21 protein-coding genes and 3 pseudogenes are annotated in these 23,392 nt (G+C 60.7%); 12 read left to right on the top strand and 12 right to left on the bottom strand.

Annotation, left to right across the window (positions count from 1 at the left end):
* Positions 1 to 222 precede the first annotated feature (222 nt).
* Positions 223 to 1,174: pseudogene (locus ACXJ16_RS21850) on the bottom strand (IS110 family RNA-guided transposase).
* Positions 1,175 to 1,368: 194 nt separating this feature from the next.
* On the opposite strand from ACXJ16_RS21850, the gene ACXJ16_RS21845 reads away from it, so the two are divergent.
* Positions 1,369 to 2,394 carry an IS110 family RNA-guided transposase gene (locus ACXJ16_RS21845; protein WP_463921940.1) on the top strand — a complete coding sequence of 342 codons (1,026 nt, stop codon included), beginning with the start codon at positions 1,369 to 1,371 and terminating at the stop codon, positions 2,392 to 2,394.
* A gap of 438 nt (positions 2,395 to 2,832) precedes the next feature.
* On the opposite strand, the gene ACXJ16_RS21840 is transcribed toward ACXJ16_RS21845, so the two are convergent.
* A complete protein-coding gene (locus ACXJ16_RS21840; protein ID WP_463921938.1) occupies positions 2,833 to 3,105 on the bottom strand; it encodes a hypothetical protein in 273 nt (90 codons plus the stop codon).
* Between the two features lie 820 nt (positions 3,106 to 3,925).
* On the opposite strand from ACXJ16_RS21840, the gene ACXJ16_RS21835 reads away from it, so the two are divergent.
* Complete coding sequence (locus tag ACXJ16_RS21835; RefSeq protein ID WP_454798417.1) at positions 3,926 to 4,396, top strand: hypothetical protein; 471 nt, start codon at positions 3,926 to 3,928, stop codon at positions 4,394 to 4,396.
* Between the two features lie 101 nt (positions 4,397 to 4,497).
* Entirely contained in the window at positions 4,498 to 4,683 is a 186-nt protein-coding gene (locus tag ACXJ16_RS21830) for a hypothetical protein (RefSeq protein ID WP_454798416.1), read from the top strand.
* 113 nt (positions 4,684 to 4,796) lie between these two features.
* Here ACXJ16_RS21830 and ACXJ16_RS21825 read toward each other — a convergent pair whose 3' ends face one another.
* From ACXJ16_RS21825 to ACXJ16_RS21795, 7 genes and pseudogenes are all read right to left on the bottom strand, one after another.
* Positions 4,797 to 5,027 carry a hypothetical protein gene (locus ACXJ16_RS21825; RefSeq protein WP_463921936.1) on the bottom strand — a complete coding sequence of 77 codons (231 nt, stop codon included), beginning with the start codon at positions 5,025 to 5,027 and terminating at the stop codon, positions 4,797 to 4,799.
* A 7-nt stretch (positions 5,028 to 5,034) separates the two neighbouring features.
* Positions 5,035 to 7,476 carry a VirB4 family type IV secretion/conjugal transfer ATPase gene (locus ACXJ16_RS21820; protein WP_185997858.1) on the bottom strand — a complete coding sequence of 814 codons (2,442 nt, stop codon included), beginning with the start codon at positions 7,474 to 7,476 and terminating at the stop codon, positions 5,035 to 5,037.
* Between the two features lie 48 nt (positions 7,477 to 7,524).
* Positions 7,525 to 7,806, bottom strand: coding sequence for a VirB3 family type IV secretion system protein (locus ACXJ16_RS21815; protein WP_463921934.1), 282 nt, complete (start codon positions 7,804 to 7,806; stop codon positions 7,525 to 7,527).
* Positions 7,807 to 7,815: 9 nt separating this feature from the next.
* Positions 7,816 to 8,097 (bottom strand): TrbC/VirB2 family protein, encoded by a 282-nt coding sequence (locus ACXJ16_RS21810; RefSeq protein WP_454798751.1) that lies wholly within the window; start codon positions 8,095 to 8,097, stop codon positions 7,816 to 7,818.
* A gap of 97 nt (positions 8,098 to 8,194) precedes the next feature.
* On the bottom strand, positions 8,195 to 9,583 hold the full coding sequence (locus ACXJ16_RS21805; protein WP_463921932.1) for a DUF1501 domain-containing protein: 1,389 nt from the start codon (positions 9,581 to 9,583) through the stop codon (positions 8,195 to 8,197).
* 1 nt (position 9,584) lies between these two features.
* Positions 9,585 to 11,279 carry a DUF1800 domain-containing protein gene (locus ACXJ16_RS21800; RefSeq protein WP_463921930.1) on the bottom strand — a complete coding sequence of 565 codons (1,695 nt, stop codon included), beginning with the start codon at positions 11,277 to 11,279 and terminating at the stop codon, positions 9,585 to 9,587.
* A 322-nt stretch (positions 11,280 to 11,601) separates the two neighbouring features.
* Positions 11,602 to 12,383, bottom strand: a pseudogene (locus ACXJ16_RS21795) (IS5 family transposase).
* Between the two features lie 243 nt (positions 12,384 to 12,626).
* On the opposite strand from ACXJ16_RS21795, the gene ACXJ16_RS21790 reads away from it, so the two are divergent.
* The 3 genes from ACXJ16_RS21790 to ACXJ16_RS21780 all read left to right on the top strand — a co-directional run bounded on the left by ACXJ16_RS21790 (position 12,627) and on the right by ACXJ16_RS21780 (position 14,514).
* A complete protein-coding gene (locus ACXJ16_RS21790) occupies positions 12,627 to 13,820 on the top strand; it encodes a DUF932 domain-containing protein (RefSeq protein WP_454798408.1) in 1,194 nt (397 codons plus the stop codon).
* 65 nt (positions 13,821 to 13,885) lie between these two features.
* A complete protein-coding gene (locus tag ACXJ16_RS21785; RefSeq protein WP_463921928.1) occupies positions 13,886 to 14,110 on the top strand; it encodes a hypothetical protein in 225 nt (74 codons plus the stop codon).
* 218 nt (positions 14,111 to 14,328) lie between these two features.
* Positions 14,329 to 14,514, top strand: a complete 186-nt coding sequence (locus ACXJ16_RS21780; protein WP_443486857.1) for a hypothetical protein — start codon at positions 14,329 to 14,331, stop codon at positions 14,512 to 14,514.
* A 117-nt stretch (positions 14,515 to 14,631) separates the two neighbouring features.
* On the opposite strand, the gene ACXJ16_RS21775 is transcribed toward ACXJ16_RS21780, so the two are convergent.
* The gene (locus ACXJ16_RS21775; RefSeq protein ID WP_463921926.1) at positions 14,632 to 15,933 is read right to left on the bottom strand and encodes a Ros/MucR family transcriptional regulator; all 1,302 of its coding nucleotides are present in this window, start codon (positions 15,931 to 15,933) and stop codon (positions 14,632 to 14,634) included.
* 557 nt (positions 15,934 to 16,490) lie between these two features.
* On the opposite strand from ACXJ16_RS21775, the gene ACXJ16_RS21770 reads away from it, so the two are divergent.
* Positions 16,491 to 17,207 carry a hypothetical protein gene (locus ACXJ16_RS21770; RefSeq protein WP_463921924.1) on the top strand — a complete coding sequence of 239 codons (717 nt, stop codon included), beginning with the start codon at positions 16,491 to 16,493 and terminating at the stop codon, positions 17,205 to 17,207.
* Positions 17,208 to 17,534: 327 nt separating this feature from the next.
* Here ACXJ16_RS21770 and ACXJ16_RS21765 read toward each other — a convergent pair.
* A pseudogene (locus ACXJ16_RS21765) lies at positions 17,535 to 18,537 on the bottom strand (IS110 family RNA-guided transposase).
* A 216-nt stretch (positions 18,538 to 18,753) separates the two neighbouring features.
* Here ACXJ16_RS21765 and ACXJ16_RS21760 point away from each other — a divergent pair.
* The 5 genes from ACXJ16_RS21760 (at position 18,754) to ACXJ16_RS21740 (ending at position 22,637) form a co-directional block, all read left to right on the top strand.
* On the top strand, positions 18,754 to 19,323 hold the full coding sequence (locus tag ACXJ16_RS21760; RefSeq protein ID WP_463921922.1) for a trypsin-like serine peptidase: 570 nt from the start codon (positions 18,754 to 18,756) through the stop codon (positions 19,321 to 19,323).
* Positions 19,324 to 19,499: 176 nt separating this feature from the next.
* Positions 19,500 to 20,003 carry a DUF736 domain-containing protein gene (locus tag ACXJ16_RS21755; protein ID WP_463921920.1) on the top strand — a complete coding sequence of 168 codons (504 nt, stop codon included), beginning with the start codon at positions 19,500 to 19,502 and terminating at the stop codon, positions 20,001 to 20,003.
* A 74-nt stretch (positions 20,004 to 20,077) separates the two neighbouring features.
* Positions 20,078 to 21,088 (top strand): DUF2493 domain-containing protein, encoded by a 1,011-nt coding sequence (locus ACXJ16_RS21750; RefSeq protein ID WP_443478319.1) that lies wholly within the window; start codon positions 20,078 to 20,080, stop codon positions 21,086 to 21,088.
* A 12-nt stretch (positions 21,089 to 21,100) separates the two neighbouring features.
* Positions 21,101 to 21,319 carry a DUF6117 family protein gene (locus ACXJ16_RS21745; RefSeq protein WP_463921917.1) on the top strand — a complete coding sequence of 73 codons (219 nt, stop codon included), beginning with the start codon at positions 21,101 to 21,103 and terminating at the stop codon, positions 21,317 to 21,319.
* Positions 21,320 to 21,656: 337 nt separating this feature from the next.
* A complete protein-coding gene (locus ACXJ16_RS21740) occupies positions 21,657 to 22,637 on the top strand; it encodes a DUF2493 domain-containing protein (protein WP_443478317.1) in 981 nt (326 codons plus the stop codon).
* Positions 22,638 to 22,729: 92 nt separating this feature from the next.
* Here ACXJ16_RS21740 and ACXJ16_RS21735 read toward each other — a convergent pair whose 3' ends face one another.
* The gene (locus ACXJ16_RS21735) at positions 22,730 to 23,080 is read right to left on the bottom strand and encodes a hypothetical protein (protein WP_463921915.1); all 351 of its coding nucleotides are present in this window, start codon (positions 23,078 to 23,080) and stop codon (positions 22,730 to 22,732) included.
* Between the last annotated feature and the right edge of the window lie 312 nt (positions 23,081 to 23,392).

Below are 23,392 nucleotides of genomic sequence, written 5' to 3'. Positions count from 1 at the left end.
TATGTTGGCACGTAGTCGGATGCTGTCATCTGTCCGGCCTCGATGAGCAGCGCCATAAGCTGCGGGCCAGTATGGGAGTTCGCGGACTGGATCCATTACAGTTTTACGCGCTTGGCTAGCGCTCTGCCATTCCCTGGTTCTTCCAGCCCGGTCTCGCTGACTGTTGTGCCATACCCTCCTTCGACCGCCTACGTCCCCGACGCCTCTGACCGCAGTCTTGGCTTACGCCGCGACAGCTGTCGGAGCTCTGTAATCTTCCTTTCTGGTGAGCAGCGCCCAGACCATGCGCGCCAAACCGGCATGCCTGGCGTACCATTGAGCTGCCGCCGATGATCAGTAGTCGTCTGATCGTCCGCTCGCCCATCTTCGATATGCTGCCAAGCCGCTGTTTGCCGCCGGTCGAGTGCTGACGGGGGGCGAGGCCAAGCCAAGCCGCGAAGTCGCGGCCCTTACGGAACGTCTCGACCGGCGGGGCCAGTGCGATGATGGCGGTCACCGCGATAGGACCGATCCCCGGAATGGTCATTAGCCGCCTGGCTGCTTCATCTTCCTTAGCACACCGTGCGATCTCACGGTCCAGCACGGCAACCTGCTTGTCGAGATCGGCCAGCATGTCGACCATCAGCTTGAACATGGACCGTGCCGCTGCAGGCAGACTTGAAGTCATTTCCTCATCCTCGAGCAGGTCGGCGAGCATTGTCATATGCGCTGTGCCGCGCGGTGCTACCCAACCATACTCCGCCAGGTGCCCGCGGATGGCGTTGATCAGCTGAGTGCGCTGCCGCACCGCTAGGTCACGTGTGCGGAACACGAGCCCTGCGGCCTGTTGCTCTTCGCTCTTCACCGCCACGAAGCGCATGCCTGGGCGCTGCGCAGCCTCGGCAATCGCTTCAGCATCAATCGCATCGTTCTTGTTCCGCTTCACGAATGGCTTCACGTAAGATGGCGGGATCAGCCGCACATCGTGCCCCATTGTCTGCAGCTGAAGCGCCCAATGATGGGCGCCACCGCACGCTTCGAGCGCCACCACACAGGCTGGCTGACCGGCGAAGAATTCGAGCAGTTTGCCTCTCGTCAGCCTCCGACTGAAAACCATCGCACCCCGCTCGTCAGCACCATGCGCATGGAAAACGTTCTTGGCGATATCCAGACCGATTGTGGTAACCTGTGACACGGACGCCTCCTCAGTGGTGCTTCAACACCTCCACTTTGCCATAAAGGCTGTCGGGGGGCGTCCACATGGGGTGATCGCGGGAAGCGAGTCGGCCCTGGTCAGCTAGACATGGAAAGGGGTGGCTGTTCCCCGATAAGATGGAAGTACGGGCTCACGACGCGATGCCGGGCCCAAGCATCTGATGGAGAACAGCCATGGGAGAATATATCGGCCTCGACGTATCGATGAAAGATACTGCGATCTCGGTTCGGCGCGACGGCAAGCGGGTCTGGCGAGGCAAGTGCGCCTCAGATCCAGAGTCCATTGCCCGAATGGTCCGCAAGCATGCCCAAGAACCAGAGCGAGTTATCTTCGAGACTGGTCCTTTGTCGGTCTGGTTTTTCCACGCTCTCCAGGCTGAGGGGTTACCAGCTATTTGCGTCGATGCGCGTCACGCCAAAGCGGCGTTGGACATGGCAGCCAATAAGACCGATGCCAACGACGCAGACGGCTTAGCGCATCTGGCCGAAGTCGGCTTCTATCGAGAGGTTCGGGTAAAGGGCTGCGACAGCATGCTGACCCGAGCGCTGGTGGCAGCTCGAACGAAATTGGTCAGGATCAAGACCGAGATCTCAAACCAAATCCGCGGCCTGATGAAGACGTTCGGCCTCGTCGTACCTGCAGGCAAGGGCAGTACATTCGACGCAAACGTATGCACCAAGTTGAGCGAGAGTTCGGACCTGGCGGGTATCATCTTACCGCTGCTCGAAGCTTGGCGCAGCGTGCGTATGCGCGCCGCCGAACTTACGCGGCGCCTGATTGGCGATGCGCGTCAGAGCGAGGCCTGCCAGTTGCTGATGTCTATCCCAGGCGTTGGCGTCGTCACTGCGACCGCCTTTGCGACGGCCGTGGAAGATCCAGCCAACTTCCGAACCTCGCGATCCGTCGGCGCCTGGCTCGGCCTGACCACACGACGATACCAATCAGGCCAGGTGGACTACAATGGGCACATCTCCCGGCGCGGCGATCACCAGGTGCGAAACCTCCTATACGAAGCGGCCTGCGTCATCCTTACCCGCAGCTCGGCTGAAAGTACCTTACGAGAATGGGGCCTCAAGCTCCGAGAACGCGTCGGCTTCAAGCGCGCTGCAGTTGCGGTGGCGCGGAAGCTCTCGGTAGTGATGCATGCCATGCTCAAGTCAGGGGAGCTATTCGACAAGACCGCTGGCGCGCCAGCCTAGCAACTTCGCCGGCGAGCAGTCGGCTAACGGATCCGTCCCTGCCGGGACGTGGGCTGAACCATTCCGCTTGATGGGATGCACCGGCTTCTGCCGAGTGCGCCGTCCACATAGGAAGGTTCCGTCCACCGAAGACCCACCGTGCGGCGGCCCATGCCGACCGCGAAGACGACCCTGAACCCGGCATACGGTCAGCTCAAAATCTGCTTGCAATAGGAGTGGCGATTAGACGACCCCATCAGTTTTCTATTACCAACCAGTCCGACAGCCCGAGCGTCCAATGGCTGGATAGTGTCCGGACTTCTGCGCATTCGAGAAAAATTCGTCCATCGCAGTGAGAATCACGAAGCTCCGGTCAAAAACCTACCTCTCTCGCTATCTACTCGATATTTCGGGGACCACTCTGCGACGGACAAATCTACAACTTATTGTCTTTCATGATCAAGGCGTTGGCGGGATCATTTCGGTTAACATCGTCTCAATCATCACGCCCCACGCTTCACGTGCTTCGCTATCTCCGCCGGAGCTCCTGCAAGCGCGTAAAATCGCCTCACCGGCCCTGTCCATTTCGGCCGAAGGTTCCCGGATTGCCTCGATCACAGCGCGGACGTTTTCTTGAAGTTCCTCTTGCAGGTCGGCGCCAAGTCCGTCCCAATCGTCAAATCCACTTTCGGACTTTGCCAAAGCTCGTGCTGCTTGCACGATTATACTCATGTTGCGTCCCCTCCACCCTTATTCTGGGTCCTAAGGAATTGCGCTAGCAGGCGCGCAGCGTCAATTGCCATCCTCGATTGATGCATTCAGATAGGTCCTAAATCGAACCGTGTTGAAACCGAAGTCCCCTCGTCACCCATCAGCCGTAGTCCACCTGGAATGGTATCAAGAGGGCCTGTCAAAATTCGCCTGAATCGCGGAGAACCGGTCCCATACCGTCAACGATCGCCTGTGCGTGCGATCCACATGCGGCAGCGCGCAGCAAGCGCCGCAGAGTTGGAATGCCGCCTTGAGTGTATCGTCTATCCAGCGCCGCCAATCGTCGACTGCGGAAGGGTATCGGCACAGGGTCCTGAGCCTAGGGATATGTTGACAGCTTAGAGATTGTGACGTGACCTGCAAGTTTCTCCCGAAACTTTGGGTGAGCGCCGTTAGGTAGAGTGCCTGACGGCTGAGTAGCTGACAGACGTTTTGCGAGATTCACCACAATACGCCCATGATGAAGCCTGCCAAAACAAGCCAAAGTATACCGTTCCCGCCTAGGATGACCCCAAGATTCAAGCGGCGGGTCTGCAGCGATCCATCGTTCTCTTTTTTCACGCAGTCCTCCTCGTGATTTAACAAGAGAGTTATCCATATTTAGATTATTTGGTTGTTAACAAATTGACATGACTGATTTTTGTTAGGTTCGAGGAGAATTTTGGAGAATGAAAGCCTAATTGATTAAATTTATGAAATTCCGGGACTGTTTTTGCTGTTCTTTGGTTGTTGCGGCTCGGAAATTCATTCAGCTTCCCCCTCTCATGTTGAGGGGTGTGAAATGACGCAATTGTTTGGACGAATGACTTCAGGAAAATCTCCTGATCTTAATGAGATACGTATTACTCTAAGTGAATTGATTTGCGGCATTGATTCGGTGCTGGAAGGGGATTTCCGTCCGACCGCGCCGGCACGCTCGAAAGAGGCACTCGTCGATCTGGCGCAGTCTCTTTATCGGATGCGCAGGCAGCGCGGGTCGGTTCTGGATCAAGCGCTGTTCGGCGAACCTGCGTGGGACATCCTGCTGGATCTTTTCGTCAATCGACATCTGAGGCGCAAAGTCAGCGTCACGTCTGCTGGTATAGCGTCGGGCGTTCCTGCAACAACTGCACTTCGTTGGCTGGCTTTGCTGGAAGAGCGGGCCCTGATTGAGCGCAAATGCGACGAACGGGACGGTCGCCGGTTTTTCATCGAACTGACTGACACGGGCGATGCGGCGGTTGCCGAATGCCTGGAATTCTTTGCTCGCTAATAAAAAAATATCTGAAGCTTCGGGTCGCTTCCTAACGCATATCCGCTCGAAAGCGCAGTTTATACGTGCTAGTCCCTATCCCCCATGTGAGAGGTAGGGCAATGGCTGCACCCATTACGATCGAGAAAGTCAGAGAATTGGTCACGGAGCTAGAGGCTGCGCTGGCTAATCTCGATGCCGCGCACCAAAGCATCGCAGCATCCCACGTTTCCATGGCAATCGATCACCTCCGGCATAGTGCCGGTATCGATGACAATGAGGCACAGTCGGGCAATTCGACCATCTGAATGCGGTCTTCCTTTGCACTCCATCCTTCGAAAACCTCGATAGCAGCTTATTACTGGGGTGGTTGTGAAAGATTTGTAAGGACGTTGTAAGTTTTTTTCCGTCGGCTTTGTCTTCAGGCTGTCTGAAGGCAACGGTGTCCTCCTACCGCATGCTTCCAGACCACGCCTTGATAGGCAATCCAGTTGGTCGCGAAATTCAGCACCGGGGCCATCGCCCCCTCGGCGCCGAACAGGCGGCCGAACGCTGCCGAGGCCATCTCGTTGGCCACGCAATCGACCGCGCGCAGCGCCGGGGCGACCCCGGCGGATGCGACTTCGGTGAGCTGTTCGCAGGCGGTGCTCATGGCCGGGTTACTCCGCCGCCTCGATCCAGGCGTCCTCGTCCTCGACCTCTTCGGGTTCGCCGGGCCACGGGAAACCGGTCAGGCGCGGATACCATGCCGCCGGATCGTCGCCATAACGCTCGCGAAGCTGGTCGAGCTTGCGCACCGTGCTCTCGCGGCCGGAAAGCACGGTGAGCACTTCGGGCATCCCTGACAGGTCGAGCCTGACCACCGCCGAGGCATCGGACTGGCGGACCAGGAAGCAGCGGGACTGCGCGGGCAGCGTCTTGATGACGTCCAACTCGTGCTGCGACAGGCCGAAGCCCTCGCAGTAATCCTCATGCCGGGCGCGGGCGTTGGGCATGAACACCATCGTCGCGGTCTGCTCGACCAGCGCGGTGGCGATCCTGCTGTCCAGCGCATCGCGCGCCGACTGGGTGGCGAAGCCCACCAGCGCGTTACGCTTGCGCAGCGTTTTCAGCCAGTCGCGGATGCGGGCGGCGAAGACTTCGTCGTCAAGCGCCTTCCAGCCCTCGTCGATGAGGATCATCGTCGGCTCGCCGTCGAGACGCTCGTCGATGCGGTGGAACAGGTACATCATGACCGGCGTGCGCAGGCGCGGGCTTTCCAGCAGCGCCGTCATGTCGAAACCGAGCACGCGGGCGGAAAGGTCGAGACGGTCATGCTGGTTGTCGAACAGCCAGCCGTGCTCGCCTCCCCCGTTTGGCCCATGGCTTATCCATGCATCTAGGCGCGATGCGAGATCGCCCGGCTGCGGGCGCCGCGCACCGGCCAGCAGTTCGCGGAAGTGCGAGAGCCGGCGCAGCGAGGGATCGTTGTGATAGGCCGCGTCCACCGCGCCCGCGATCGTCGCCAGTTCCTCGGGGCCGCGCGCTTCGAGCAGCACGCCCAGCCAGTCGCGCAGGAAGGCGCGGTTAGCGGCGGTGTCGGGCAGCGAGAGCGGGTTGAACCCGGTCGGATGGCCGGCGGCAACGCGGCTGTACATGCCGCCGATGCCCCGCAGGAACACCTCGGCGCCGCGATCCTTGTCGAACAGCACCGTGCGGGGCCCGAACTTCTGCGCCTGCGCGGCCAGGAAGTTCATGACCACCGTCTTGCCGGAACCCGACGGACCGATGACGGTGAAGTTGCCGAGATCGCCCTGATGGAAATTGAAGAAGAACGGCGTCGAACTGGTGGTGGAGAGCAATGTCACCGCATCGCCCCAGTGATTGCCGCTCGCCTGCCCCATAGCAAAGCCGTGAAGCGAGCCGAAACAGGCCATGTTGGCGCTGGAGATCAGCGCGCGGCGCACGATGAATGCCTCGTTGCCGGGAAGCTGGCCCCAGAATGCGGGCTCCATGTTGACGTCCTCGCGCACCGCCACCGCGCCGGCATCGGCGAGCGAGGCGGCGCAAAGCGCGGTCGCCTCGTCAAGCGCGTCCAGCGTATCCGCACGCACGAGCACCGAAAGGTGATGGTCGCCGAAACCGACCGCGCCGGTTCCCAGCGCATCGCGCGCGGCCGACATCTCGCGGCGCTCGGCCATGGCTTCCTCGTCCGCCGAGCGCAGACGGCGGATGGCAAGGTCGATGCGCTCGCGGGCGATCTGGCGGTCCGAAGGCGCGTAGCTCTCGGTCAAGACCAGTTCGCAAGGCAGGCGCAGCAGCGCATCGGTGAGCCCGGGCGCAGTGCTGTCGGGATAATCCTTGAGGCTGACGACCGAGGCGAACGAGGCGCTGGCCGCGCCGCGCAGCTCCAGCGCATCCATGCCGAAATTGATGCGCCGGTAGGGCAGCATGTGGCCGATGTCGGTGCCCTCGGCCGGGCGGCGCACGGGGCGCATCTCGCCGTTGTAAAGCGCGGAAAGCAGTTCGAGCACTTCGGAGCACGCACCGGCCTGCCCTTCGTAGTCGCCCAGCAGCCGCGCGCCATAGGCACCCAGCGAGGCGACCATGGCCGAGGCGGCCGCGCGCAAGGCCCGCACGTCGGCGAGATCGGCCTCGACCGGCGCGGACCCCTTGTTCCTCAGCATGCGCGAGAGCTTGTCCGGCCAACCCGCCTTGCCGCGTGCGGGGCGGCGGACCAGGGTGATGAACTGGTCGTTGACGAAGAGCGCACCGGATCCGGTGCGGGCCCGCCAGCGCGCGTCGATATGCGCGGCGAGCGGGTCCTCGAACTGGCCGCCCATCGCGATCTGCACACGGCGGCGGATCACGTGGTGGTAAAGCACGAAGCGGGCATCCAGCGAGGAACGCAGCAGCACTTCGCGCGTGGCGACGTGCGCGTTGAGCTCATCGCTGTCGGCAGTCTCGAACGCGAGCCCCGGCACCATCAGCGAGAGCATGACCGAGCCGTCGCGCAGCAGCACGACATTCTCGTCCACCAGCGCCTGGTAAGGCAGCCGGTCTCCGACCAGCGTTTCCCTGGCTCCCCAACCCTTGAGAACCGATTTCCTGTTTCCGGCCATCGTCATTTCCCCCGCTTCCCCGCATCCAGACCCGTACCCGGGCCAGGATCAGGGCGCGTAACTGTTGCAGCCCCAGCGCTGCCAGTTCGGCACGCGCGGGCATTTGCTGACCTTGGCGATCCACAGGTCGAACACCCGGGGCTCGCGAAGACAGGCGAGGTATCCCGCGCCATGGATCGCGATCGCCGCCGGCACCGCCCAGAAGCTCTTGGTGATGAGGAATATCTCCGTCGTCACCGCAGCGCTGATGATGAAGAAGCTGTACGTCACGCCCCCGAACATCTGCGGGCGGGTAAGCGCGCGGTGCACCGGATAGCGGGCGAGGCTCATCAGCCGTCCTCAGCCCGCGGCCGATTGGATGCCGGTCACGATCGCGCCCGCGCCGAACAGCACGAAGCAGCCGATGATGACCGTGGCACCGAACCGCCAGTTCATGCGGCCTGTCAGCATCATGAAGCCGACCGCGGCAACCGCCATGACCGCAACCGCCGTGGCGACATTGCCAAGCAGCGTCCCCTGAAGCCAGCCGAGCGCGGCCACGATCGGGCCGGAACCGGCCGGATCGGCGCGCGTGCCCGCCTGTGCATGGGCGATTGCCGGTGCAAGACCGAACGCAAGGATCGACAGATTTAGACACCTATTCAAGCCGGAACGCACTGCTTTCTCCCGCTCATTCGAATACCCCGGTGGAAACAGTTCATCGCACAGAGCGATGGACTTATACAAATCCGATATTCCAAGTAGATGGATCGAAGTTGACCAGATTAGGCAGAACGAGCGGCAAATCGTTAGCGGCCACTCCGAACCAGCTTGCCAGCGTTGCAGCATACTGATCGACAGAGGTTGTCGGCAGCAAACGACCTCCTCCGACATCGTCGTTCGTGCCAATCCCGATAGCTGGCGGTGTTCCGTAGGTTCTGCGTCCCTTGACGGCCCCGCCCATGATGAAATGGGTGCCGCCCCAACCATGATCCGACCCATCGCCATTAGACGACAGCGTTCGCCCGAAGTCGGAAGCCGTGAAGGTGGTAACCTTGTCGGACACGCCCAATTGCACTGTCGTGTCGAAAAATGCCTTAAGCGCGTTGGCGAGGGCTGCCAGCAGGACTGGATGCTTGTCGGGAATTCCATTGTGAGTATCGAACCCACCCATTGTTACGTAGAAGACCTGCCTGTTCGTACCAAGTTCAGAAGAGACCGCGATTGTCCGGGCGACGGCCTGAAGTCGGGATGCCAAGTCGTTTTCGGCGGGAAACAGCGGAAAACTCGAAGCAGGCATGCCGTCCAGAGCTGAGTTGAAGCGCGCGCTCAGATTGATGGCACGCGAAGCCGCTGAGGCATGATCCCGCGAAAACATCCCGCCGCCTGCCTCGGTCATCACCCTCACAAGGGAACCGTAGAGCGCCTCGGACTTGTAGAGGGCTTCATCCCCTGCAAGCAGCTCATTTGCGCCGGCGGTTCCAATAGAGTAGGGTACGGTTTGGCTCCCGAACAGAAAAACCGTTCGGCCATTTGTACTTATGCACGTCATTGCCTTGTTGCTGTTGCTTGATTGCAAAAGGTCGCCAATTCGCCCAGCCCATCCTGTAGTTGGGTCATTGACGTTGCAGGTCCTGAAAAATTCCTGCTGATCGCGGTGACTGAATAGTCTGGGCGGAACGTTCTTTGACCAGAGATTGTACTGCGATTTCACCAGTGGCCGAATTAGCGTGCCCACATTCAACAGAACGGCCAAACTGCCTTGATTGAAAACAGGCAGCAAGGGCATCAACGCCGGATTCAGTGCGAACTGTCGCCCGCCGAGGTCATTGTCGGGCTGAAGCACTGTCGCTGCAAGAAGCTCACGTTCGATCGCGATTTCGTCTCGAGGCGTACGATAGAGCGCATAATTCGGAGCATCATAGGGAGGAAGCGTGTTTGCGTGATCGTTCCCTCCAACAAGAAAGACGCAGACCAGGGCCTTGTAGTCCGAAGCGGTTGCGGCTGCGGCCTCTCCGATCAAGCTAAGGCTGCCTGTGAGCGCGGATGCACTTCCAGCCAGAGCCGCCTGGCTCATCCGATGAAGGAACGCACGGCGAGATTGGTCGGTATGGATAAACATTGCCATCTTACCTTTGCGTCAAGTAGTCGGATGACGAGATGACAAGAAGAACGGCAACCTTCGCCCTGTCCAGCGGGCCACTCGTCTTGTTGATGGAAATGGTGCTCACCGCCTGCTCTATGGTCAGGCATGTCGAGAGCGGGAGTTGACCTGCGGCCAATCGCAAGTTCACTTCAGCCACCAACGCCTTGGCATCGGGCGCGAGAGGAGTGAGGTCGGAGTAGTCCGCCACCACATCGTTCTTCACCAGTCCCGTGTTTACGGCCTTGCTCATGAAATTGACGTAACCAATGATCGACAGATCGTCGGCTATCTGAAACTCCGGCGAGACCAGACCATGCGCTTCAAGCTCGGTATGTGAAGGTGAATAGTCGGGCTGGAAGAAATTGAAGACCGACGGGCTGCGGCCCGGCGATTGTCCGATCGCTGTTCTGGCATCTGCGGTGCTTGCAACTTTCCACGCACCCGAAACTGAATTGACCCGAAAGGCCCGCGCCCAGTTTGCCAGTCGCTGCACGGGCGGCTTGAGCATGCCGGCCAGATCATTCGTGACAAGGCTGTCACTGCGTGCTTCGTTGTCTTTCAGTATCGCCCTGACGACAGCCTTCATGTCGCCTCGCACACCATTTCCGTTATTGTTGAATACAGTCGCTACTCTACTTATGAATCCTGGCGTAGGATTGCTCGTAACAAGACGCTGGATCAGACCTTTTGCAAAAAAGGGGCCCACATTGGAATGCTGGAATATGACGTCCAGCGCGGCCTCCACCGCAGCCATGCCTCCGCCGTTCACTCTGAAGCCCAGGAATGTCGCGCTTCCCGTTTCATTGCTGCCAGGAGAAATAATGAGATGCATCCGCCGGTACTCAGGACTGCTCCGGTCGCTTGACGCATAGGAGAACCCGGTGAAAACGCGCGCGAGTTGCGAAACATCGTCTTGCGTATAGGTCTCGACCGGGTTGCCATCGCTATCAAGGCGATATGAACCATCTAGGTTCAGCTCATAGAGTCCTATCGTGAACAGCTGCATCAGTTCTCGGGCATAGTTCTCGTCCGGGATTTTCCCTGATGAACTCTGTTTCTTGCTTCCGATGTAGGTCAAGAACTCGCCCATCGCGGGGGAAATCGTGATGGCACTTAGTAGCGAACGAAAATTACCAAATGCATTTTCGAGAAGTGTGTCCATGTAGCTTGCGATAGAGAATGGCTTCCAGTTTCCAGGTATATCGACCAAGCTTACGACAAATATATCCATCAGGCTCAAGGAAACCTTTTGCCTGAGCTGATCTGGATATGAAATTATTTGCCTCCAGACGCTATAGTCCCATGCAGATGTGTTGCTCTTGTATTGCGATCCATTATATCCTTGCGATACCAACCAGTCCCAGTGGCTTTGCCCTCGGGCAATAAGGAACTGATCATCGAGCCAAACATCGATCCCGCCGTTTACCACAGCGTCGATCTCGGTTCTGGTTGCGCCGTTCGTCGCCTGATTGAGGAACCGACTTGCCCGTTGCTGTGGAAGACCGATGGGAAGGGCGGGAACCTCAGGCGTCGGCGTTGCCGCCGGCGACGGCCCGGAATCGTCGCCACCGCAGGCTTGAAGGGCCATTGCTCCGGCCAGGGCAGAAACTTGAGCCGCGATACTATGATGAGTGCTTTCGTCTAACAATACTTCCGTATCGCGTCTCGGCTCCTGCATCGCCAAACACCCTGAACGATTTCAAAAAGTCAGGGAAGACTTCGCTGAGGCTGAGAATCTCGCAATAAGCAAACATACTTATATCACTGAGAATAAACCAGTATTGATCGGGTTTTGCGGCTATATCCAGATATTGACCATCAATTGCCTCCAGTTTGAAGCATGTTCGGCCAGAATTTTATTAACAGGTTGCGGAAAAAGGCGCGGCAGTGATCGCCACCGCCCCGATTTCCAAGGTGCGGGGCGAGGACGCGGCTAATTTCATTGTAAAATTGAAATTGCCTGTCACGTTGGCGCGGTCTTGGTGATGTGAGCGGCACGGCTAGGTCGCGTTGATAGAATGCTTGAGCCATAGCCTGGTGGCAGCAAGGTTGAGGAAGCTGATATAGGAAAGCGGGGTTTTTTCGAAGCGCGTGGCGATGTGTCGCTGATGCTTGAGGAAGCCGAACATGCGCTCGATCCGGTTGCGATCGCGTAGCGGCGATAGTCGGGATGCTCCGGTGCCTTGCGGTTCGAGCGCGGCGGGATGACGGGCAGGATATTGCTCAGCGGCAGGTTCTCGCGAAAGCGGTCGCCGTCATCGCCTTTGTCCGCAAGCAAGGCCCTGGGTTTCGGCACCGGCATGGCCATAAGGTCATCGACACTGCTGTAATCGGACGCTTCGCCGCCGGTCAGGTGGAAGCCGAGAGGAAGTCCTTGATTGTCGCAGCGGGCGTGGATCTTGCACGTAAAACCGCCGCGTGATCGACCAAGAGCCTCCTTACACGTCCCCCTTTAGCGCCAGCGGCCGATACGTGCCCCCGGATCGTGGTGCTGTCGATCATGTGTTGCCAGTCGTCGGTCAGGCCAAGGTCGACCAGTGTTTGCAGCATGGCATCCCAGACGCCCTGCTCGGCCCAACGGCGGAAGCGGACGTAGACCGAGTCCCACTTCCCGTATCGCTCATGCATGTCCCGCCAAGGGCAGCCAACCCGCAGGACATGAAGCATTCCGTTGAAATAGCGCCGATTATCTCCGGCAGGGACGGGCATGCCTGCCACGCTCGGGCGGAAGCAGCGGCCCGATCAATTCCCATTCTGCGTCGCTCAGGTCGCCGCGATCCATGCCTGTCCTTCCAAAAGGTAGGCTTGAACAAGAACTCGACCGGGGTGGCAATCCCTTTTGTCAACATGGCCTGGCGCAGCCGGCAAGGGCGATGACGTGTCGAGCCGTATCAATTCCTCCACGGGGGCGACCGCCCCCTAACCGCCATTGCCGCTCTCCAGTCGCGCAAAGGGAAGGGGGGAGGGAAAGGGGCGCGGATGATTGGCAGTCCGCGGCCTGGAACCTCGTACGGAGATCACGAACATGACCAATTCATCCAGCCTCCCGCAAGTGCAGCCTCTGGCACCGTACCGCGTCGACGTCAGCCGGGGCGAGAATGTTTCGCGCGTGTCCTCGGAATGGTTTGCCCGCCCGGCCGACGAACGCTTCCTTTCGCTCGGCGACCTTCACGCAATGATGCTCGCACGGGCTGAGGCTGCAACCACCCGGATAGTCGAGAGCCGCGCTATCGAAGTCCGCGCAGAACCCGGCGATGCCGATCGCCTGACTTTGCTAACCCCGGGCTGCGCAGAGCCCGTTGCGCCGACCAACTGGTCGTTCGGGCAGCTTTGCAGCCTCGTCGGCGCTCCCAGTGCCTACCTCAGAGGGCTTCCGGCGACGCTCGCCGGGATCAACCTGCAGCACGGCCTGCTCTCGCACCGCGGTGAGCATGTGAAAATGCTGGAAACCCGCGATGGCCGGACGGAACTGCGGGCCGTGACCGGTCCCGATTACGGCCGTATCTGGGACCATGAGCTCGTGGCGGCAGTGATGAGAATCGCTGGCAACGGCACCGGTGATACGCGCTGGAAGGTACCGGGTGTGCTCGACTGGTCGACGATGACCTACAACCCCCATGTCGATGTCACGAGCGATACGACCACGCTCTATGCATCCGATCGCGACGTCTTCCTGTTCCTCGTCGATGACACCAATCCGATCGAGGCGGGCAAGCTGCCGAGCGGCGAGCCGGACCTCTTTTTCAAAGGCTTCTATTGCTGGAATTCCGAGGTCGGTTCGAAAACCCTCGGTATCGCCACCTTCTTCCTGCGCGCCGTTTGCATGAACCGCAACCTGTGGGGGGTAGAGAACTTCGAGGAAATCAATATCCGGCACTCGAAGTTTGCTGCCAATCGCTTCGCTGAACATGCAGCCCCTGCGCTTTCACGCTTCGCGGGCTCTTCGCCTCGCAGTTTCATCGAGGGCATACGCACCGCGCGCGAGCGTATCGTTGCCAGAAACGATGAGGACCGCATCTCCTTTCTGCGCGGTCGCGGTTTTTCGAAGGGGGACACGGGCCGCATCATAGCGACTGTCCTCGACGAGGAAGGTCATCCCCCAAGCTCGCTCTATGACTTTGTCCAGGGCATTACTGCCACGGCCCGTAGCAAGGTTCATCAGGACGACCGGCTTGAATTGGAAGGCAAGGCTCGCAGGCTTCTTGAGCGCGCGAGTTGATGGCTGGGGGATTGCGGCCTTGATGGCCGCAATCCCCCCGTACGTCCTATCCGGGAGTACCGAAAATGACCGATCAGGTTGCCTGGACGGAACTGATGCGCGTGCGGATCGACTTTTACAGCGGCAGCCCCTGTTACGCGGCTGAAGAATTCGCAATGACCATCGTCGATCCAGACGCCGCCGTCTCCCTGGCCCTGCTGCGGGTCGAGCAGAGCCCCTATTACGACGAGAGGGTCTTGTCGGGTGCGGATCAGATTTTGTGCGCACGAGCCATCGGAGACGACCTGTAGCGATTGTGATGCACTGCGTGGGCACATTCTGGGGGTCAGGAGGGGCGTGGCCGGTGATCATCGCCGGCCGTTGTCCGTTCCAGTACCGTAGGACGACTGCGATCACTGCCCGGGGTCGTTGGCACCTTGCTGATTACCCCTGATAGCGGGTACAGCTGCGGGACCGACCGTTCTGGCCGCTTTCTCGTGTTGGGGCCCGCTTGTGAGGAGCTCACTTCATGCGATCCTCTGCAATACGCGCCAGGCTGGCGTCGTTTCAGAATGCCTATGTTGTTGCGTTGCGCCTGCGGGCGCAGACCGGCGCGGCGCAGTACATCGTCAGAACCGAAAATCCGCTTCACCCCGTGATGGTGACAAGTCAGTGGCCCCGAGACGGCGAGATCCTTCTAGCCGAGATCCATTGACCAACATTGCCATCTACTCCGGCAATCTGGATCGCTAAAAAAAGAGCGGCCATCCCAGGAAGATGGCCGCTCTTTTTAATCCAGGCAGACGATCGTGCGCCGCCCAGGAGATTGCACTTATGCCGGCGCGTCACTCGGCGCGGACACCGTGCCCTGAGTTTCGGGGACGCGAGCCGTAGCCTCAGGGGTGGCGGCTTGCGGTACGGTGACCGAGCCGTATTTCGGCGTCAGCTTGGTCTTCTTGGCGCCCGCCGCCTTGGCTTTTGCGGGCACGCTCTTGGCACGCAGATCGCCAGCAGTTGCCTCGGTTGCTACGGGGGGGCTGGTCTTCGCTTTCGTGACTTTGGCGGTCGCAGGCTTTGCGGTCTTGGGCTTCCCGGCTGCCGCTTTCTTGGCTGCGGATTTTGGAGCGGATTGGGCAACAGCGGGCACGCCCGATACGCCAGCCGGGATCGTCGCCGGAGCACTTGCCGGCGGGCGCGCCATCTTGCGAGCCGAATTTCCGGCGGACTTGGCTGAGGCCTTGGCAGACGATCGTGGCCGCGATGCGAGTTTTGCCTCCGACTTGCTTTCAGGAGCGGCGGGCGTCTTGGTTGAAGTGTTCCCGCCGGTCTTTGCCGCAGGCTCCGCCGATGCGGCAACCGGCTTCTTCATAGCCAGCGTTGCCTTCGCCTTGGAAGCGGCCTTTCCAGCTGCAGCCTTGACCGCAGCAGCCTTGACCGCAGCAGCCTTTTCGTTCTTCGCTGCCGGTGTTACCGGTTCAGGCGCGCTTGCTGCTGAAGCCGGTGCCGTCTTGGTGACAACAGGCTTGGACGCTGACTTGGTGGCCGATTTTGTACTCGTCTTGCGGGTTGCTTTCGCCGGCGAGGTTTCAGCCTTCGCGGCCGGCTTTGCGACGTTGGCAGTCGGCGCGGCGCTCGATACTGGCTTACCAGCGCTTCCACCCAGTCCGGCAGCCTTCGCAAAAGCACGACGCTGTTCGGAATAGCTGGGAGAAACCATCGGGTAACTCGCTGGAAGATTGTAGCGCTCACGGTATTGTTCCGGCGTCAGGCCATTGTTGGTAAGATGACGCTTCAACGCCCGGTAAGGCTTTCCGTCGATCAAGCTTACGATGTGGTCACGCGAAGCAAGGCTTTCCTCGATCGTCACCGCCGGCTTGAATTCCGGAGCCGGCATCGGTGCTTCGCCCGATTCCCCTGCAAGTGCCGAACGGGTGGCTTCGATCAGACCTGGCAGAGCCTCGCTCGAGATTGTGTTGTTGGCGACGAATGCGCTGAGCAATTCGACGGTCAGGCGGGCGAGCTCGGACTGCTCAGTATCAGACATGGGGATCCCCTCTTCTGGGCGCTTTTGAGTGGAGCTGTTCTTGTACCAATTGGCAAACGAGTAAAGCACAATGTCGATATGTGGTTCCAACGGCGCTATTGGACAGAACGGGGGTGGCGCGGCGTGACAGGTTGTCTGCATAGTTCGCGACGAAGCAATGTCGCTACCCAATAGTTTGCGGTCAGGTGCGCTCGTTCCTGGCTCTGGCGCTCTTCGATCGTTTTCTGTCCCAATACCCGTTCCGATATCTGCTCGGCACCTTCGCCGGTTGTTGGTCGACCGCAAACATATCACATCGGATAATCGAGGATTTTCTTGTTTCCGACACTTCGCATCGACGTTGCACCAGCGTACTTTCGCGGCCGCCGGCGCAGCGCGATCTGCATCCGTGACTTGCGCTACCGGTACGCGATTGGTGACGGCGACCGATCAGGAAAAGGTATCGTTGCTCGCCGCTGACATCCCTCCGGGCCAGCTACCTCAACGTCAGGATGAATTTGGCTATCATCCGGATGTTGCTCAACCAGAGCCTCTGCGGGGGTCGCAGATGCATTGCCTCTCACGTGCGGCTTTGGAAAAGCAGCTGTGATGCGGCATGTAGAGCGTCTTGAAGGAGTATTCTTCTATCTTTCGGGGGAGCGATGTGATTGCTAGCGATCCGGGCGTGTGCAAATCTCAGTGACAATACTGATGGGAAGAAAAATGTTTCAGCGAGCGCGCGTGAAGATCTCGAACGAGTTCTCGCCATTCTCTTTTCCGAATTCGACGACGCCATTGCGCTCGCCACTCAACACTGGAAGCGCAATGGCCGTATCCTGAAGGTCTTATTGTTCGGCGCACATGCCCGTGTAGAGGGATCGGTGCCGCTCCCCGGCGGTCGCAGCCCGAAATACTCGATTCTTGTCGTCGTCAGCGACGACCGATTTGCAAACCAGCCCGCTTACTGGGCGGTCGCCGCCGAGCGCATGCAGCGAGAGTATGATCTCCTGGGGCGCCTCGCGGCTCCGGTCAGCCTCACGGTGCAGAGGATCAAGGCGGTCCACGCCGATCTCAAGGGCAACAGATCCTTCCTGTGCGACGCGCTGCTGGAAGGGATCATGCTATACGAGCTTCCGGGGCACCCATTGGAATATCCCAGAACCGGGGATCGGGCAGTTGTTCGGCAAGAGCACTCCGAATACTGGTACGCCAGCGCGTGCGAGTTTCTCGAGCTTGCGCGGATCGCTCTTGGGCGAGGGTGGCTCAATCGCGCAGTATTTCAGTATCACCAAGCGACCGAAGTTCTCTATCACGTCGCGGGACGCATCGAACTGTTCCATTCGGAGGTTCGTCAAATAGAAGAGCGACGCTTGGAGCGTGGCTGAAAGCGTCGCTCTGCGCTGCAGGCTGCATCCCATCTCTCGGCTTCGAAAGTCATTTCGAGGCATGCCTAGCTAGGGTCAGGATCTGTAATTGCAGAAGCTAGGCGGTGTGATCCCTTGAGGGTTTCATGGATCTGTCCGCACTGGCCGAGGCGAGGCCTGGTCGTGCTGTATCGGGTCTCACAGAGGCGAACGTTGCATTGACTCGATGCGAGCTTTGCAGCCCATCTGACTACCTTCGCAGATCGTTCGTCCCTGCGTTCCCTCTCGGGACACCGTCCTCGGATCAGCTTTGACGCTTCACCGCTGGCAAACCGCTTTTATTGCATCTCACGCCTGGAACAAAGTGCCATCGCGCAACATGGCGTGCGTGATGACCGCGAGGCGCCGAGCTAGGGCGACACGGGCCTTCTTCAGGCCGCGCCGCTTGGCGATCTTCGTGGCCCACGTCTTGAGTGCGATGGTTTCCCGGCTTCGGGTCAGGATTGAGTTGGCAGCTTCGTACAACAACTTGCGCACGGTCCCGTCGCCTTGTTTGGTGATCCGGCCCGTCCAGTCGAGTTCGCCCGATTGATGGCGTCTGGGCACCAGGCCGAAGTAGGCGCCGGCATCGCGCGATTGTCGGAAGCGGCCCGCCTCGTCGACCGCAGCTGCAAAGGCAGCCGATGTCTGCACTCCGACGCCTGGAATGGTCATGAGGATTTCACACGCTTGTGACTGACTGGCGATAACGCGCAACCGCCGATCCATTTCCTTGATCTGCTCCATCAACTCGGCACGCACCGACAACAAGGAGGCGATGGCGTCTCCCAGACCAGGAATGTGGGCGGCCTGCATGATCCGTTCGAGGAATGCCTTTCCTTACCCGGCGCCCGGGCGATAGCCAAACGTGGCGCAAAGGCTACGGATCATGTTGTCGAGCCGGACGCGGGCTTCCACCAGATGGCTCCGCGCGGTGATGACGCTGCGCACACCATGCGCTGCTGGGGATTTGACGTGCACCTCCTTGTAGAATCCGGTACGTGCCAACTGGGCGAGCGGCATCATGCGGATCGGTCTTGTTCGCCTTCATTGCCTTTAGGCTCTGGTGCGCTTGGCGGGCATCGATACACACGACCGCGACGCCCAGTTCACGCAGTCCAAGGCAAATCGCCGGAGACATGCGTCCTGTTTCGATAACCGCTCGCTCGATAGGACCATATCGCTCCAGCATCATGGCGATCGCCTCGGGGGAACTCTCTACCTTCTCCGAGACCAGCCTCTGGCCATTTTCGTCAACGATGCAGATCTGCGTGGTTTCCATCGACAGGTCCAGTCCGGCATAATGCTTCATGGCTGCCATTTCTGAAGCTGCACTGGGCCATTTTGATCAAATCCCTCCGCGACACCGGAATGGCTTCCATCTCGAACCAAAGCGGCTTTGGATGGGCAACCAGCCCGCCCGGCAGCCGCTTTGGCCCGATATGTTCGCCATTCCGGTGCCTCGCAGGCGTGATTAATGGGTCCTGACCCTAGCCTGTGCCACTTGTGGATCAGCCGAAAGGCCGCATTGATCCTCAAACCCTGTTTCACGGGATCCGCGGTGCTGTACCGCGGTCGATATCTGCTTACGGCAGGGCATGATGTCTATCAGGACCAATCGCGCGTTCGAGACATCGAAGTCCGTTGTGGTAACGCTCAGGCAAGAACCGCAGGCATCGACGAAGTAATCGAACCCTGGCAGACGATCGATGCATCGGGATACTCGGGTAAGCCTTTCTCGCGCGATTTCGGGGTTATACGTCTGAACAAGACAATCGAAGTGCAGCAGCCCTTCCGTCTCGCAACCCTTCCTGGTCAAGTCGGCGAAAAGGTTCGCTTCGCGGGCTTTCCCAGCGGGTGGGAGTTGCTCTCGGCGCAAGGCAGAGTAACGCGGTTCGAACCCGGCCTCGCCTTCTACGACATCGCGACATTCAAGTCGAACAGTGGCGGGCCGGTTTGGCGAGAAACGTCCGGCGGGCCGGAACTGCTCGCCTTTCATGTCACCAACAGCGGGGGCTGGATTGTCGATGATGCTTACAGGGAAGAATCGAGCGGCTTATCGCCGAACGATAGGCTGGCGGCTGAACGCGGTCTCTGAACGACCTCGCGAACGAAAGGGAGCCGTCGCAGGCATGAACACAGGCGGGGTGCGAATGGGGCGCTCTGCACATGGATGGAGAGTGTTCCGCAGGGGAACGGGCCGGGAGAAGAGAGGGACCTTTGAGGGTGTCGTTTCGGATTGCTCGAAGCGGCGTACGTCAAAGGAGAATTGAGATGAACATTGGTGAATTCCAGCTGCGCAACGGCCGTCTGATGGGCTCGATTGCCACCCGCACCATCGATCTGCCCCACCTTGGTTTGCGTCCCGTCGAGAGCGGCAACGATCGCGCCCCGGTCTTCGAGATCGTCGCGCTCAATGTCGGCAATCGCTGGGTCCAGATCGGTGCGCTGTGGGAAGCTGTCGCTCGCAACACCACTGGCGAGGCATTCCTCCAGGGCTCGATCGACGATCCCAGCCTTCCCGAGCCACTGCCGATCGCGCTGTTCGGCAGCGAGGAGGAAGGGCTGCGGGTCGCCTGGCGGCGGCCGCAGCGCCGCGACGACTTCGGTCCCGCAACGCGCAGTGGACGGAGTGACTATGAAGCCGGTGGTGCGGACCGCATGAGCGCCGGAACCGGGAACGGTTTCGGCGATAGCACCGCTGATGGGGCCGGTTCGCTCACGAACGAGCTGCCGGGCGGACTCGGGGACGATCTCGATGACGAGATCGCCTTCTGAAGGCCGACACCGTCACCGGGGGGCGCGCAGCGCGCACCCCCCGGCTTTTTCCACTCGCATGCGGGAGACGCATCATGTCCCGTACCTCGACCATTGACCGTTTTGCAGACCTGAAGACACTCTATGCTGAAATGACAGCCACGCCCGAATTCAGGGCCGCTTTCGGCGATCCCATGCCGCTCTCGATTTCCGAACCGGGAGAGGCCGCCGCCGAGCACGAGATGCCGGATCCGCTCGCAGCGCAGGCCGACTGCGCGGGGATTGTCGCTACGATCTTCGATCTCTTCACTGATACCCGGCTCGAACCGCTGGCAGCCGAACTCGCGTGGGGCTTCGTCAACTCGTTCCACTTCGTTGCCGGGAAACTTGAACGGCGCGAGGACGCACTGGCCGACGAGATCGGCGAAATGGCCCGTTCTCCCGACATGAGCGAGGTCTTCACCTGCAGACTTGAGGACAAGCAACTCCTGTGTCGATCTACCGCCGAACAGCGCGAAGCGCTCGAATGCATGCGGGATTATGCCGCCGAGATGTACCGGGCCCTGTCGGGTTGGCCGTGGTCCCCCGCGCGCGGCAGCAGGGTCTCGCGGGCGTCCTCGGCAAGTCAAATCGCTGCGCAGGATTTTCTGCGCCAGCGTGCGCTTGCCGCGCGTGAACGCCACTTGCCGCAGGGACCGATCGTGGTTTTCTCCGGCCCTGCGCAGTGGGCGGATTGGCGGCCGATCTGGGACCGGCTCGACCAGATCCATGCCCGCGTGCCCACCATGACGCTGGTAACGACGGGTCAGCGTAAGGGTGCCGATGCCATCGCCGCGGCATGGGCATCCCGCCCGGAAACCGGGGTGCCGCTGGTCACTTATGGGCTCTACGGATCGGGTCGCAAGGTCGCCTTTACCCGCAATCGCAAGCTCGTAGACCTGAAACCCGTCGAGGCCGTCCTCTGCGAAGGTTCAGGGCTTCAAGCCAACCTCTATCAACTGCTGAGGGAGGCCGGTATCCCGATTCATGCTTTCCGCAAGCCAGAGTTGGCGATCCCTCTGGCACGGCCGGTGATGCGCGGCGCATCGCCGCGCGCGGCGGCTTGAAGGGTAACGACTATGGCAATCCCACGCACATTTCGCCGCAATTTCGAAACCATGCGCCGCGCCGCCCAAGACGGTCATCTCGCACTCCTTGAATGCACCTGCGCGCAGACCGGCGAACGTCGCTATGTCATCTGCGCGGTAGGTCATGACGAGAAGGGTTTCGTCTTCACGCCCTTCGGGCACCTGCACGAGGGCAATCCTTTCGAGGCCTATATCCCGCCTGGGGCCTGATCTGCTGGCATCGTTCGCGAGACCTAGTGCGCCCGTTTCCGAATGGAAGCGGGCGCACTGCCTATTGTTGTCCTAGTCCGGGACTCGCGCCCTGCCGAAATGGCCCTCAGGGGGCATTGAACCCCCTTCGGGCCAGCTCTCCCATCTCTCTCTGGTCGTCCAAGACTGGCACGGGGCCGCTGCGGCCTCAAGGACGACGGGGCCCCACCATTTTGCTTCGCAAAATCGTTGCCCCCATCGCCGCTGGCGCGGTCACGGGGCTGCGCCCCGCGATCCTTGACCCCGCAGCTCGGAGCCCGTGCCGATGAAAAGACCTCTTCAAGAAAAGGAGGTCACGATGACTGATGCTTACCGGATTTCCCGCAGCTTTGCCGAGATTGCCGATCTGCTCGCCGAGGAACGGCGCGAGCCCGCAGACGCCTTCGCCGCCGCGTTTGCTGAGACGGCATACGAGGTGCGGCTCACGGTGGCCGAGGACGCGGTGACGGCAGACATGCCCGAGGCCCGCGAGGTGCAACTGGCCGTCGAGATGATGGTGACGACGCTCTTCGACGTGCTGCGCGACACACGCCTCGAGCCCCTTGCCGAGCGCATCGCTTGGGGCGTCGTGCACAGTTTTCACAAGGTGGCCGAAGGGCTGGGGCGCGAGGCGGATCATGCGGCGCGCAAGCTCGGGGAGCAGGTGCGTGAAAACGACGGAAGCGAGATCGCGACAGGGGGGATCGAGGACGGGCAAGCGCTCTGCAACGGGCTCGATGAAGCCTGCGAAGCGCTTGCCTGCATGCGGGACCACGCCGCGCAGATGTTCCGCGCCGAAACCGGCCATCCGTGGTCTTCCCCGCGCGCCACGCTTACCTCGGGCAAGCGTACGGCGTCGGTCATAGCCGCTGCCGACTTCCTCGCCGCCCGGCGCGCAAAGCGCATCGAGGTGAACGCGCCGAGTGGACCGATCGTCCTCTTTTCGGGAGGACAGGTCTGGGAGGACCACGCCCGGATCTGGCGCGAACTCGATAGCATCAAGGCGCGCATTCCGGGGATGGTTCTGGCCACCAGCGCGCAGGTCAAGGGCTGCGATGCGATAGCCGCGGCATGGGCGGCGCGCTCCGGCGTCAAGCTGGTGGCGTTCACGCTGGACCGGCGGCACGGCAAGCGCGCAGGCTTTGCGCGCAATGAGGCGATGATGCGCTTGAAGCCCGTTGAAGCGGTGGTCTGCGAAGGCTCGGGGCTCCAGTCGCATCTGGCAAGGCTGGTGCGTAGCGGCGGCGTGCCCGCACACTTCATCGCCTGCGACCCAGTTCGGACGCGGCATCACGCCTGACCTCGAATGCAGGGCAGCCGGCAAGGGCATGGCCTTTGCCGGCTGCCCTTTTTTGTGCGGCGAGGGAGAAGATCGCCGGGCTCAGGGACCCGTCAGAAGACGGGTCCGTCGCCCGGCGATGCGGCGCCCTGGTCCGGCGGCGGCCTCCTGCGCGCGGCTCCGACGTGCTCGTCGCCGGGACGCCGTTCCGGCGCAGTTTGCAGTTTGGCGGTGACAGAGGTCTGCGATTTGAGCGCGGCGATCGCAGACGGACCGCCCAGCCTGATGGCATGCGTCACGACATCCCTGAACTCACGCTCCGACAAGTGCTCGACGGGAAGGTCAGCGCAGATCAGACCATAGCTTTGCCGGAGCGTGCGGCGCACATTCTCGGCCTCTTCGGCGAGCTTCTTCTGGTCGCTTTCGATCTTGGTGAGGCGTTCGCGCGTCGACATCTTGGGCATTGGTAATCTCCTCGAATGAGGAGGCCTGCCCGCCGCTGTGAGCATCTCGCGTCGGAGCACGCCGTGCAAGAGGGATTTGCTGCGGGCTTGCCGCCCGCGAAGAACAAGTGATCCCCTCCCGGGGAGCCCCGCGCCTTCCGGCACGTGGCAGCGCAGCGGGCAGGCCGCTGCGTAGAAGCGACGCACGCCACAGGGGCGTTTGTAATGCACCGTACGCACGGGTGCTGCGGCGCGAATCGCTCAAGTTTCCGGGGGTTTGCACCGTCGCCTATGGTCTGACGGTGGGTCACAGAATGTCGGGTGTGTCGGACA

Source organism: Novosphingobium sp. TK71, assembly GCF_055361505.1.
The sequence above is the reverse complement of the archived record's forward strand: the minus strand, read 5'-3'. Positions and strand labels throughout refer to the sequence as shown.